Raw genomic sequence first — 12,594 nt, forward strand, 5'->3', positions numbered from 1 at the left:
GCGACGAGCAGGCGCGCTTAGTCGTGGCGCGGTAGGCCGAGACGGTAGACGCCGCGAAAGTCGGCCGGGTCGGCCGGCTTGCCCTTGCGATAGATCACCAGCCGGCCGGCCATCGCGAGTTCGACGGCGGTGCGGCGGATCGGCATCAGCAAACCGTGCCAGTCGCCTTCCGGCGAGATCGCATGCGCGATTTCCGGGGCGCTCAGCGTGCCGGGGCTGGCCTTGGTCAGGATGGAGAGGAGGGCGTGTTCGAGCGACGCGGGCGCGGTGGTGGTCGAATCCTGGATGTTCATCCGTCACACCTGCAGCATCGCGCCGAGGATCGCAACCGCCACGCGCGCCTCGGTTCTGACCGACGCGTTGTCTTGATGCCAACCTGAGCCGCCTTCGCTCGAAACGCCCTGATTGACAGCCGGCCCGGCGTTGCGATGATTGTGCCGCAGGCCGGGTGGAATCGGCTGTTTCTGGAGTTCATCGATGGCGCGCACGCTGGTGATCGGCAACAAGAACTACTCGTCCTGGTCGATGCGGCCGTGGCTGGCGCTGAAGGCGACCGGCATCGCCTTCGACGAAGTGCTGATCCCGCTCTACACCGGCGACGCGGACAAGCGGCGCATCCTCGCGTTCACCGATTCCGGCAAGGTGCCGGTGCTGATCGATGGTGACGTCACCATCTGGGACTCGCTGGCGATCATCGAATACGCCGCCGAGCGTTTTCCCAAGGCGCAACTCTGGCCCGATGATGTCGCCGCCCGCGCCCATGCGCGCTCGGTGTCGGCGGAAATGCACTCCGGCTTCGCGGCGCTGCGCAACGAATGCGGCATGAACATCCACCGGCCGGTCGGTCCGAAGGCGCTGTCCGACGCAGCGCTGGCCGACATCGCCCGGGTCAAGCAGATCTGGACCGACTGCCGCGAGCGCTACGGCCGGTTCGGGCCCTATCTGTTCGGCGGTTTCAGCGGGGCGGATGCGATGTACGCTCCGGTGGTGCACCGGTTCCGAACCTATGCGATCGAGCTCGATCCGATCTCGCAGGGCTATGCCGAGGTCATGCAGGCGCTGCCGGCCTTCCATGAATGGACCGAAGCCGCGCTCGCCGAGACCCTGGTCATTGCGAAATTCGAGGTCGATTGAGCGGGTTCCCTAAAACCCCGTCCGCGGTTGCCGGAAACGCTGCGACGATCTGGCCTACCTCGCTGAAAAAGCTGCAAATTCGATGCGGACCTATGCCCTCTGATCGCTGGTCATTTGAGGCCCTGGCGTGCTATATGGAAACAGGGTTTTGGCCGGCATGCGCTGGGGATCATCGGCTGCCGGCGTTTTCGTGGCGCATGGAGTAGAGCGTTGAAGCACAAGTTCGTGGTTGGTGAAAACGTGTATTTTACCGCCAGCAACGTTGCCCGCCCGGCAGCGAGCGGTATCTACGAGGTCATCCGGTTGCTCCCGACCGACGGCCAGGATTGCCAGTATCGCATCAAGAGTTCGTCCGAAACCTTCGAGCGCGTCGCCAAGGAAAGCCAGCTCACGGTTTGCTGACGTGGCATATCGGCAGGGCCGGCGGCAAGACGCCGGCAGCCGATCGACCGACGGCTCGACGGAACCAGGGTTGAATGACCCGCCCACGACGCTCGCGCGTATTTTCGTCGCAAATCCCGTGTTGATTTGAACCGGGTAGGCGCAAGGGGACAACGCGCATGGAGTGGGCCTCATGGTCGGCGGCAGCCGACCGCATTCTGCATTCGCCGAATTTGCCGATCTGGGCCGCGATGGCCGCTGCGGCTGTTTTCGTCCTGATTCTCGTCATCGCGCTGGTGCGGGCCGACAGATCGGTGGCGAATGCCGTGCTCGGCGTCATCACGCTGCTCGCCGTGGGCGTTGCCGGCCTCGCATCTTGGCGGCTGTTCGTCGACAGCGCGGGTCCGGTGGTGCGCAACGCGGACGCGGGGCGGGCCATCAACACCATGCCGGCGCTGGCCTGCGTCGACGACCTCGCCGGCGATGCCGTGCAGGCCGCATGCGAACGCGCGCTGTTCTCGTCGCCCGAGACGGTGGCGGCGGCGGTGTCCTATGCGTCGGCGCGAATGGCGCAACTGACGGCGCAGGGCGATGTCGCTTCGGCCAGCAAGCGGATGACGCCCGAACTCGACCGGCTGCGGCGTTCGATCGAGCGTGACCGCTACGGCCTGATCGCCTATGTGCTGACGGCGCAGGATCGTTGCGTGCCTGATCAGTGCGCCGCCTTCCAGTCGCTCACCGATCACAGCCGGATCGCGGCCAACATGAACGAACACGTCTACGAGACCACCGTCACCCGGGCAGCGCCCGCGTGGGGCGCGGGAAGTGGGCCGCTCGCAGCGGCCGCTCCGGTGCCTGGCGGCGTGCTCGGCGTCGCCGAGGCGCCGAGCGGCAAGCCGGTCAATATCGATTTCGCGACCTCGTCCTCGATTCCGCCGATCTCGATCATGAACGAGCCGGCGCCGGCCGCGCCGAAGCCTGCCGCGACGGCCGCCGGCAATGCCGCCGGTCACGCGGCGCCGTCGGCCGCCGCCAAGCGGCCGCCCGCAGCCCCGAGCGCCCAGGCTCCGGCCAACGGCCAGGCAGCCGCCGCCGGCGGGCAGGCTCCGGCGAATGCCCAGGCTGCGGTCAGGCGACCGCCGCCGCCGCCGAAACCGAAGCCGCCGGTGGCGGCGCCGGTCCAGCTTGCGCCCGCGGAGGCAAATCCGGATAACTGATCGCGACCCTCTCCCGCATCAGGAACGATCCGAACCAATGGCGCTCAATCTGATCAAGCTGGCGGTCGGCTGCGAGTCGGTGAAGGACCTGACCAGCCGCGTCGCCGAGCGCGCCAAGCTCGCGCGCCAGCAGGGGCTGCCGCGCCAGCATGTCCACATCACCCGGATGGTGCCCAAGCGTGACGCCGAACTGCTCGACGGCGGTTCGATCTACTGGGTGATCCGCGGCGAGATCGCTGCGCGCGAGAAGCTGATCGGCATCGAGCCGTTTCGCGACGGCGACGGCATCGGCCGCTGCCGGCTGATCATGGAGCCGAAGGTGCATGCCGTCAGCCCACGGCCGATGCGGCCGTTTCAGGGCTGGCGCTATCTCACCACCGCCGACGCGCCGCCCGACCTCGGCAAGGCCGCCGAGAGCATCGCCGCGATGCCGGAGCCGATGCGCCGCGAATTGCGCGAACTCGGATTGCTCTGACTACACCGCGACGTTGTCGATCAGCCTTGTGTTGCCGAGCTTGGCGGCGACCAGCAGACGGATCGGGCCATCCTTGATCGATCCGACCGGCGCCAGCGACTCGGCATGGCGAGCTTCGAGATAGTCGAGCGCGAAGCCGGCGTCGGTGATCATCTTCGCGCCCGCTGCCAACGCCGCTTCCGCGCTCCTGCCGGCTTTCAACAATTTGGCGGTCTCCTTCATCGCGCGATACAGCGTCGGCGCCACCTGGCGCTGCTCCGGCGTCAGGTAGACGTTGCGCGACGACATCGCGAGGCCATCGCGTTCGCGGATCGTCGGTGCGCCGATCACCTTGACGCCCAAGTCGAGGTCGGCCGCCATCCGCGTCACGACGCGGAGCTGCTGGAAATCCTTCGAGCCGAAGATCGCGACGTCCGGCCGGACCTGCAGGAACAGTTTGCCGACGACGGTGGCGACGCCGCCGAAAAAATGTGGACGGAAACGATCCTCGAGCCCGGCGATCGCGGGGCCATCGACTCCGATCCTCGTCGCGAAGCCCTCTGGGTACATCGTCTTGACATCGGGATTCCAGATCAGGTCGACATTCTCGGCGGCGAGCTTGGCGACGTCGGCCTTCCAGGTCCGCGGATAGGAGCCGAAATCCTCGTGCGGCGCGAACTGGGTGGGATTGACGAACACCGACACCACGACCTTGGCGGCGCGGCGCTTCGCCAGCCGCACCAGCGACAGATGGCCGTCGTGCAGGGCGCCCATGGTCGGAACCAGCGCCACGGTGGCGTTGCGGCGCCGCAGATCGTCGAGCGCGCGGCGAAGGGCGGGGAGGGTGCGGGCGACGACGGGAGGACGGGGCATGGGGGCTCGCGGGCGTGAAGAGAGCCGCCGGATGGCGGCGTCGAGGATTTCGATCTTATCAAAGCCCGCGTTCCGCCGCCAATCCCAAGCCAATCCCAAGGCGTTTTCCGACGCCCGGAACCGGAGCCGCCGAGCTTAGGATTCATGATGAAGCCGCAAGGCGATTGATCCGGCAGCGCTTTCACGCAATTTGCTTGACCGCGGAGGTCGCCGCTTTGAAGATATCCACAAGGGGAGATCGATGCTGGTTCAGGCTCCGCAGGCACAGTCCGGCTCGGCGCGCGTCGTTGTCCTCGGCAACGAGAAGGGCGGCTCGGGCAAATCGACGCTGGCACTGCACATTGTGGTGGCCTTGCTGAAGGCCGGCCAGCGCGTCGCGACCATCGACCTCGACTGCCGGCAGCAGAGCCTCACCCGCTCGATCGACAATCGCCGGAGCTGGGCGCGGCATACCGGCCTCGAGCTCGAGCTGCCGCAGCATTGCTGCATCCGGCTCGGCGAGACGATGCACATCGCCGATAATGAATCGGCCGAGTTCGCGCAATTCGCCGACGCGGTCGCGGCGGTCGAACTCACCCACGACTTCATCGTGATCGATACGCCCGGCGCCGACAGCTATCTGATGCGGCTGGCGCATTCGATGGCCGACACGCTGGTGACCCCGATCAACGACAGCTTTCTGGACTTCGACGTGCTGGGCTGCGTCGACCCGGCGACATTCTCGGTCACCGGGCCGGGGCACTATGCGTCGATGGTGCTCGATGCCCGGCGCAGGCGGCGCCAGCTCGACGGCGTCGATACCGACTGGATCGTGGTGCGCAATCGGCTGTCGACGATGGGGTCGCGCAACAATCAGCTCGTCGCCGGCAGTCTGAAGGATCTGGCGATGCGGATCGGGTTTCGTCCGCTCGACGGTTTCGCCGAACGGGTGGTTTACCGCGAATTCTTTCCGCGCGGGCTGACTGCGCTCGACGATCTCACCGAGGCGACGCTGGGGACCCGGCCGAGTATGGGGCACGTCACCGCGCGCGAGGAAGTCACCGGGCTGCTACGGCAATTGAAGCTGCCGCTCGACGAGCGCGGCCGCCGCCGCGCCGCAAACCGCGCCGAATGGTTCGCCCGGGCCGACACGCCGCTCGAACTACACGACATCGTCGGCGCGTAGCAGGCTGACAGCCGTCCCGTGTCTTGGTGTCGGTCGTTTCGCAGCCGGTCGATCGTCGCATTGTTGCAACACGCTGCATGGATCGTCGCGCTTTGTCGCTGCATTGTGCATTTGCACAAGCTGCGAGCGGGATTCTCCTAATGTTTGATCTTCCCGTCATATGGCCGTGACTTATAGTTGCGGTATCGGCGTCCGAAGCCCTGGGCATGGGGCAATGCGCCGAACCAGGATGGATCATGACGCGCGGAATTGCCGTTCTGCTGACGCTGTGCATCGTATCGGCCGCAGCTTATTTCACCGCTTCGAAATGGGCGATCCGTCACGAGACGCTGACGTTCTTCGATGCGGCCCGCAACCGGCCGGTGGCCGTCGATATCGCGGTGCGGCGCGACAAGGAGCTGCAGGCCGAGGCCGGCCTGATCGAACTGCCGGTCGCGCTCCTCAATCACGGCAATACCGTCCGCTTTACCGAGTACTCGTTCCTCGCCAATCTGTTCGCCGCGCGCGGCTACATGGCGGTGAGCATCCAGCACGATCTCGACAGCGACGCGCCGCTGGTGACGAAAGTCGGCGAGCCTTATGTGGGACGGCTTCCGGTGTATCAACGCGGTATCGCCAACATCGAATTCGCTGTGAAGCAACTCGCCGTATTGCAGCCGAACGCCGATTACGAACACTTGACGATGGTCGGTCATTCGAACGGCGGCGACATTTCGATGTACTACGCCAAGCTGCATCCCGACCGGATCAGGAAGGTGGTGACGCTGGACAATCTGCGGGTGCCGTTCATGATCGATGGCAAGTTCAGAATTCTGTCGTTCCGCTCCCAGGACCCGGTGTTCAAGCCCGATCCCGGCGTCGTGCCGGACCAGGAGATCTGCGACAAGGCCGGCATCACCGTGGTCAACACCGGCTTCCAGCATGTCGACATGAGTGATCGCGGTCCGGACGACGTCAAGGCGTCGATCAGCAGCGCGCTGGATCAGTTCCTCGACACCGAGGGAGTCAGGCCGGGGCCGGTCAAGGCGCGGCCTGCGCCGAGCTCGGGCGCCATGGCGCAGGTGAGGTGAGCCGCGGACTTCGGCAGTCGCTGCGCTCCCGGCATTGACCGTCGCCGGGGTAGACGCCACATAAGCCGCGTGATCACGCGCGAGCTTCGATGCCTCACGATCCGACCAAATCTTCCCAACGACCGCTGACGGACGCTGCCGATCGATCGGTGCGGACCGGCAATTCGTCGGACGAAATCGCCGCCTTCGTCGCCAAGGCGCGGGCGATGACGCCGGGGGCGACCGGCGCGCGCGGCCGGCTGGTGTTTGCGCTCGATGCGACGATGAGCCGGCAGCCGACCTGGGACATGGCCTGCGCGCTGCAGGCCGACATGTTTCGCGAGGCGGAGGCGATCGGCAGCCTCGACATCCGGCTGGTGTATTATCGCGGCCTGAGCGAATGCCGCGCCAGCGGCTGGATCTCGACCAGCGACGAACTGGCGCGGCTGATGGGCCGGATCGACTGCCGCGGCGGCCACACCCAGATCGGTCGGGTGCTGTCCGACACACGCCGCGAGGCGATCGCCTCGGGGGTGCGCGCGGTGGTGTTCGTCGGCGACGCCATGGAAGAATCGATCGACGATCTGTGCGCGAAAGCCGGCGAACTCGGCATGCTGAAGGTGCCGGTGTTCGTCTTTCAGGAGGGTTACGATCCGGTCGCCGAGCAGACCTTCCGGGAGATCGCGCGGCTGACCGGCGGCGCCTGGTGCCGGTTCGATCCGGGCGCGGCGGCACAGTTGCGCGAACTGCTGCGCGCGGCTGCGGCCTATGCGGCCGGCGGCCGCGACGCGTTGCTGCGGCTCGCCCGCGGGGGCGGGGGTGCGGCACTGCTGCTCGGGCAGATGAAATAGCCGCGGCGATGCTTTTTGCCGGCACCCATCCTATATGGCATCCATGACTCTGATCGTCGGCGTCGTCGCCGTTTTCGTTCTCTACATGCTGCTGCAGATGGTCCGGACGGCCAACCCGGCCGTGCTGGCGCGCGCGATCAAGGTCGCCGGCGGCATCGTCACGCTCGCGGCGGCGCTGTTCACCGGCGTCAAGGGACAGCTGGCTGTGGCGATCCCGCTCGGCCTGTTCGGCGCCGGCCTGCTCGGCTGGGCGCCGATGGGCAATGCCGGCTTCGGCAGGCTCGGCGGCGTGTTCGGATCAGCGGGACGGCGCTCGCCCGGCCAGACCTCGCAGGTGCGATCGTCGGCGCTGGAGATGACGCTCGACCACGAGAGCGGTGCGATCAACGGCCGCATTCTGACCGGCGCCCATGCCGGCCGCTCGCTCGACGCGTTCGATCTTTCCGAACTCGCCGCGATGATGGCCGGCTTCGACGCCGAGAGCTGTGCGCTACTTGAAAGCTATCTGGACCGCCGGTTTCCCGCCTGGCGTCAGAACGCGCAGGGAGACGCGGCAGGGCGGCGTGGAAGCCAGCCGTCGGGCAGCAAAATGACGACCGAGGAGGCCTATGAGATCCTTGGCCTGAAGCCGGGCGCGGGGCCGGACGACATCGGCCGCGCTCACCGCGCCCTGATGAAGAAATTGCATCCCGACCAAGGGGGGTCGACGTACCTTGCCGCCCGTGTAAACGCGGCCAAGGATACTTTGCTTCGCACGCATCGCAGCTGACTCCGGCAACGCAACTCAACGCTACAGACTGCGAGTGCTTCTCTGATCTCTGATTGACGCCGACTGCCCGCCCTTTCGGCGTGGCTGTTGTTTCCGTTTTTATCGCGCAATGATTGACGAGTGGTTTCACCGCGCAGCGCACGGCTGCGATCCCTTCGTCGCAAAGGACGGTGCACTAACGAAAACGGCCGGACGCGTGTCCGGCCGTAGATCACGTTGCGTCGGAGGTGCGTCAGTTCTTGATGGTGAAGCAGGAGATGTCCGAGCGCTTCAGCTTGCGGCACACCGCTTCGGCTTCATCGCGACCGAGCCCGGCGAAGCGGGCGCGATACAGCTTGCGATCGCCCTTGGACACCACCGTCTCGGTGAACGGATCGGCCTTGCCGAGCATGCCGCGGGCCTGATCGCGCGCGGCTTCGAGCCGGGCCTTGGCTTCGCTCTCGCTCTCCAGCGCGCCGACCTGGATGATCCAGCCGGTGTGGGTCACCGACTTGATCGCTCCGTTCTGCTGAACCGCGCTGGACGTCGGCGCGGGCGTCGGCTCGACCGCGGCCATCGCCTGGGCGTTCGACGGCGCCACTCGGGATGCCGGCAGGACGCCGAGGATGCCATTGCCGGTGCCGTGATTGGCCGGCTGCTGCACCAGCTCGGCCCTGGTGATGGCGGCGGTGGAGGTTTCGGCGATCTCGCGGCGGGCCGGCGGGATGGTGTTGGTCACGGGCGGCGCGGCGACGGCGGAGGCGAGCTTGATCGGCGCCGATTTGACCTGAACGGTCTTCACCCGGACCGGCTTCATCGGCTCCGACGACCCCGGGATCAGCGACAGCGGCTTGGTCTCGATCGTGCCGCTGTTAAACGGGCCGGGCTCGGGCTTCTCGGGCCGCGTTGCGATCGCGCGGGTGATCGGCGCGGGCGGGGCCGGGCGGGCGACCGTCTCGATCGGCTCCGGCGCGGCCGATGCGACCTGAACGGCGCCCTGGACCTGGACGGTCGGCGATGGGCGGCTGTCCGGCATGTCTTCTGCGACCTGCGTCGACGACGGCGAGCGTTCGACGATCGCAGCGACGGTGCGCCTTGTCGCGCCCTTCTCCAGATTTTCAGCGAGCAGGTTGCGCATGATCGCGTCGCGCGAACCACCGCTGCGACCGCCCAGCACAACGCCGACGAGGAAGCGGTTGCCGCGGTGCATCGAGGTGACGAGGTTGAAGCCTGACGCGCGGGTGTAGCCGGTCTTGATGCCGTCGACGCCTTCGACATTGCCGAGCAGGCGATTGTGATTTCGGATCGACGCGCCACGGTAGTTGAACGTGGTGGTGGCGAAGTAGCGGTAATAGCGCGGGAAGCGGTCCTGGATCGCGCGGCCGAGGATCGACTGGTCCCGCGCGGTAGTCACCTGGTCGTCGTTCGGCAGGCCGTTGGAGTTGCGGTAGACGGTCCGGGACATTCCGAGGGCGCGCGCCTTCCGCGTCATCATCCTGGCAAACTCGGCTTCGCTGCCGCCGACGGTTTCGGCGATCACCACGGCAGCGTCGTTGGCGGAACGGGTGACGAGGGCCTTGATCGCGTCTTCGACGCGCAGCGTCTGGCCGGGGCGCAGACCGAGCTTGGTCGGCGCTTGCGACGACGCATGCGCCGACACCTCCATCTCGCTGTCGAGCGACAGCTTGCCCGCCTCCAGCCGCTCGAACAGCAGATACAGCGTCATGATCTTGGTCAGCGACGCGGGATGGCGCACGGCGTCGGGATTGGTCGCGCTCAGCGTGGCGCCGGTATTGGCGTCGACGATGATCGAGGCGAAGGCCGGATTGTAGCTGTTGCGCTCGACGTGATGTCGACGGTGTTTTCGCCGTGCGTCGGCCGTGTCGGTGGTGGCGATGACCGCGCCCGCGATGGTGGCCAGACCGAGTACGCATACTCGCAAGACCCGCGAGCTGACATAGGTGTTGCGGTGCATGAACGTCCCCGTCCGATCTTTCATCAATCACCGGACCGTGAGGCAGAATTATGCCCATCACGGCGGCGACGCCTCCCGGTTCGGCCTCGAGTTCAGCCGCGGAAGCCCAACCCATCGAGTCGAGGACGAGCGGTCGAGATTAAGCGGCTGAGTTTACGCGGCTTTTTCTCAAGAGCGCGAACAATCAGAGGCAGAGGTTAGGGGAGGCGCGTTTCCAAAAGGTTAAACGTCCGTTGCGGCAATCCCGAGGATTTTGGTCAATTGCGCGATGTGACCCCGCGCGTGATGGTGCAGTGCGAGGGGAATCGTCGACGATTCGCGGCGGGGACGCCCGGTCTGGCGCAGCCGACGATGCCGCCCGACAAGGTCGGAGCGGCTGACCTTCAGGCGATGCGGATAGCGCCGGCGCGGCCGGCAGCCTATTTGGCGATGCGCAGCTTGGACAGGGAGGCGCCAATCTGGGCGAACGCGGTGCTGATGCCGGACGCGGTGGTGGTGGCGAAGAAATTGCCGCTGTCGGCGCAATATTTCAGGACTTCCGATTCCGGATCACCGTCGGTGTTGACCTGGATGGTGTAGATCACGGTCTTCGTCGTGCTCGCGGCCGATGCGGCGCGGATGTTGTCGCACAGCAGCTTCTGTCGGGCGTCGACATCCTTCGACCAGCTCGAGCCGTTGCCGTACCAGCGGTCGATCGTGTTCATGCCGTCCGACAGCAGGATGATCGCGTCGGTGTACTTGTAGTCCGCGTCCTTGGCCGGCGTGTTGAGCGGAGCGCCATCCTGCAACGACATCCACGCCCAGTGCATGCCGATCGGCTGGTTGGTGCCGCCGTTCGGAGAGAGGGCGTCGATCTTGTCCTTGATCGTCGTCGCGTTACTCGACGAATACGCCGACGTCATCGGCAGGATCTGTTCGGGGCAGGCGCTGTAGTTCGCCGCGGGAAAGCGTGTCGCCGCCGTCGTCGGCGCATCCTTGGTCGTGTCTGCCGGCTGATCGCGATCGGTGACGCAGCCGCCCCATTGGCTTTGATTGGTCGAGCTCCAGGTCCGGCCCGCACTTTCGCAGCTCGACTTGGTCGTGAGCCACCACCAATTGCAGCTGCCGGTGGTGTCTTCCCAGTAGTCCCATTTGATCCAGCTGGCGTTCTTGTTGCTCTTGCCGACGTTGACCATCTGGGCGAACGGAATGATGGAAATATAGAGATCGTCAGCGGTCTGGGCGTTGGCGCGGAGATTGTCCACCAGCGTCTTGGCTGCAGACTGCATCGCCGGCATCTTGCCGGCGGATGCCATCGACCCGGTGACGTCGAGCGCTATCGCGACGCGCAGCCTCGTACCGCCCCAGGTCGCGGTGGCGGCGCTGCCGATCCCGAGCGTCGGGAAGCCGAACATGTTCATGAATTCGGTGCTGATATCGCCGGTGCCCTTCAGCAAGACCGTCGACGAGCCGGTGCTGTCCTTCGCCGTGTAGGTCGCGGTGACGGTGATGTTGGGGGCCTCGGTGTTGTTATAGAGGCTGGCGAAATAGCTCTGCGCCTTCGCCGACACCTGTCCGGCGGTGATGACGCCGGACGCCAGATCCTTCGACACCATCAGGGCGGCCGAATCGAGCGCCGCCTGCATCGAGGTGCGCGCCTTGTTGGCGCGGGAATAGTCGATCGCCGCGCCGATGAAGCCGATCATCGGCAGCAGCGCGATCGCGAAGATGATGGCGACGTTGCCTCCGTCCGTCTTGACGAAACGGCTCGAAACGTCCCTCGACCAAGGGGCTATGGACGTCATCGGCATCTTGCGAAATCCCGGCCTGATGAGAAGATGGCCGGGATGTTCCATTCTACCACTGAACGGCGAGTAAAGCCGATCTTCGAAACTCGCTAAATTGCGTGCTAAATGCTCCGGGAGCCGCGCCAGGGTAAATCCCCGGCAAACGGCGCGGCCTGAATTGCGGACGAATCGGGAAGGGTGGGTTAACCGTCGACGTTCCGGTGGGCGGAACGCTGTTTGGACAACCTCCGGAATTTACGCGCTTGCGGCGCACGGCGTGTCGACCCATATTTGCGGTACCCGGTCCTGTCGGATCGGCCCGCCGGGGTGGCGGACAGCCGGAGCTGAATCGTCGATCACATTTTGTGCGCGCTGCGGTTCCGGTAAAGATGAGTTCCCTGGGGATTCGAATACCTGAGCCATGCTGCAACGATTTTCATCTTTCGACTCCGTCCCCGCGTCCGTCGGGCTATCGTATCGTGCGACCCGCATGGCGGGCGACGGCGGCCGTGCCGGCAGCGGCAGCCCGACGACGTCGGTCATCACCAAGGTCAAGCCGAAGACCAAGCGGCCGAACCTGTATCGCGTTCTGATTCTGAACGACGACTACACGCCGATGGAATTCGTCGTTCATGTGCTGGAAAAGTTCTTCCAGATGGATATCGAGGCCGCGACCAAGGTGATGTTGCACGTGCATCATCACGGTATCGGCGAGTGCGGCGTGTTCACTTACGAGATCGCCGAGACGAAAGTGACGCAGGTGATGGACTTCGCGCGAAAGCACCAGCATCCCCTGCAATGCGTGATGGAAAAGAAATAGGCGGGGTGAGGTCGCCGAACCCGGAACGGCTCTTGCATCGTTTCTGCTAGCGGGTTTTCCCGGACTTGCTTGGTGTGCTGCCCGACGGGGAAGGAACGGGGCTTTCGTCGGCGGGTTGCGACACTATATGTCGAAAGGTTGTTGTTGCGCGACGTTGCAGC

General features: G+C 65.7%; 14 protein-coding genes. 9 read left to right on the plus strand and 5 right to left on the minus strand.

The features are described from left to right. Positions 1-17: 17 nt before the first annotated feature. Both RPB_RS12000 and RPB_RS12005 read right to left on the minus strand, forming a co-directional pair. On the minus strand, positions 18-293 hold the full coding sequence (locus tag RPB_RS12000) for a DUF3253 domain-containing protein (protein ID WP_011441273.1): 276 nt from the start codon (positions 291-293) through the stop codon (positions 18-20). 3 nt (positions 294-296) lie between these two features. Then, a complete protein-coding gene (locus RPB_RS12005; RefSeq protein WP_157038818.1) occupies positions 297-506 on the minus strand; it encodes a hypothetical protein in 210 nt (69 codons plus the stop codon). Here RPB_RS12005 and RPB_RS12010 point away from each other — a divergent pair. From RPB_RS12010 to RPB_RS12025, 4 genes are all read left to right on the plus strand, one after another. Beyond that, positions 478-1,134, plus strand: coding sequence for a glutathione S-transferase family protein (locus RPB_RS12010; protein ID WP_011441274.1), 657 nt, complete (start codon positions 478-480; stop codon positions 1,132-1,134). The two genes, RPB_RS12005 and RPB_RS12010, sit on opposite strands and share 29 nt — an antisense overlap. A gap of 210 nt (positions 1,135-1,344) precedes the next feature. After that, on the plus strand, positions 1,345-1,536 hold the full coding sequence (locus tag RPB_RS12015) for a hypothetical protein (RefSeq protein ID WP_011441275.1): 192 nt from the start codon (positions 1,345-1,347) through the stop codon (positions 1,534-1,536). A 158-nt stretch (positions 1,537-1,694) separates the two neighbouring features. Beyond that, positions 1,695-2,732, plus strand: coding sequence for a hypothetical protein (locus RPB_RS12020; protein WP_011441276.1), 1,038 nt, complete (start codon positions 1,695-1,697; stop codon positions 2,730-2,732). A gap of 37 nt (positions 2,733-2,769) precedes the next feature. Then, positions 2,770-3,207 carry a DUF1489 family protein gene (locus RPB_RS12025; protein WP_011441277.1) on the plus strand — a complete coding sequence of 146 codons (438 nt, stop codon included), beginning with the start codon at positions 2,770-2,772 and terminating at the stop codon, positions 3,205-3,207. On the opposite strand, the gene panC is transcribed toward RPB_RS12025, so the two are convergent. Further along, positions 3,208-4,059: a pantoate--beta-alanine ligase gene (gene panC / locus RPB_RS12030; protein ID WP_011441278.1), complete on the minus strand. Its 852-nt coding sequence runs from the start codon at positions 4,057-4,059 to the stop codon at positions 3,208-3,210. It lies immediately after the preceding gene. Between the two features lie 241 nt (positions 4,060-4,300). Between panC and RPB_RS12035 the strand changes: the two genes are divergently transcribed. From RPB_RS12035 to RPB_RS12050, 4 genes are all read left to right on the plus strand, one after another. Continuing rightward, positions 4,301-5,224, plus strand: a complete 924-nt coding sequence (locus tag RPB_RS12035) for a division plane positioning ATPase MipZ (protein WP_011441279.1) — start codon at positions 4,301-4,303, stop codon at positions 5,222-5,224. Positions 5,225-5,460: 236 nt separating this feature from the next. Then, on the plus strand, positions 5,461-6,294 hold the full coding sequence (locus tag RPB_RS12040; protein ID WP_011441280.1) for an alpha/beta fold hydrolase: 834 nt from the start codon (positions 5,461-5,463) through the stop codon (positions 6,292-6,294). 89 nt (positions 6,295-6,383) lie between these two features. After that, complete coding sequence (locus RPB_RS12045; protein WP_011441281.1) at positions 6,384-7,124, plus strand: hypothetical protein; 741 nt, start codon at positions 6,384-6,386, stop codon at positions 7,122-7,124. A 43-nt stretch (positions 7,125-7,167) separates the two neighbouring features. Further along, the gene (locus RPB_RS12050) at positions 7,168-7,893 is read left to right on the plus strand and encodes a DnaJ domain-containing protein (protein WP_041798221.1); all 726 of its coding nucleotides are present in this window, start codon (positions 7,168-7,170) and stop codon (positions 7,891-7,893) included. Between the two features lie 232 nt (positions 7,894-8,125). Here the strand turns inward: RPB_RS12050 and RPB_RS12055 are convergent, their stop codons facing one another. Together RPB_RS12055 and RPB_RS12060 are read right to left on the minus strand one after the other, a co-directional pair. Then, on the minus strand, positions 8,126-9,847 hold the full coding sequence (locus tag RPB_RS12055) for a serine hydrolase (protein WP_011441283.1): 1,722 nt from the start codon (positions 9,845-9,847) through the stop codon (positions 8,126-8,128). Between the two features lie 419 nt (positions 9,848-10,266). Continuing rightward, on the minus strand, positions 10,267-11,637 hold the full coding sequence (locus RPB_RS12060) for a TadE/TadG family type IV pilus assembly protein (protein ID WP_011441284.1): 1,371 nt from the start codon (positions 11,635-11,637) through the stop codon (positions 10,267-10,269). 466 nt (positions 11,638-12,103) lie between these two features. On the opposite strand from RPB_RS12060, the gene clpS reads away from it, so the two are divergent. Further along, positions 12,104-12,433, plus strand: coding sequence for an ATP-dependent Clp protease adapter ClpS (gene clpS, locus RPB_RS12065; protein WP_041798222.1), 330 nt, complete (start codon positions 12,104-12,106; stop codon positions 12,431-12,433). Positions 12,434-12,594 lie beyond the last annotated feature (161 nt).

Origin of the sequence: Rhodopseudomonas palustris HaA2 (genome assembly GCF_000013365.1) — a bacterium.
GTDB classification, from domain to species: domain Bacteria; phylum Pseudomonadota; class Alphaproteobacteria; order Rhizobiales; family Xanthobacteraceae; genus Rhodopseudomonas; species Rhodopseudomonas palustris_J.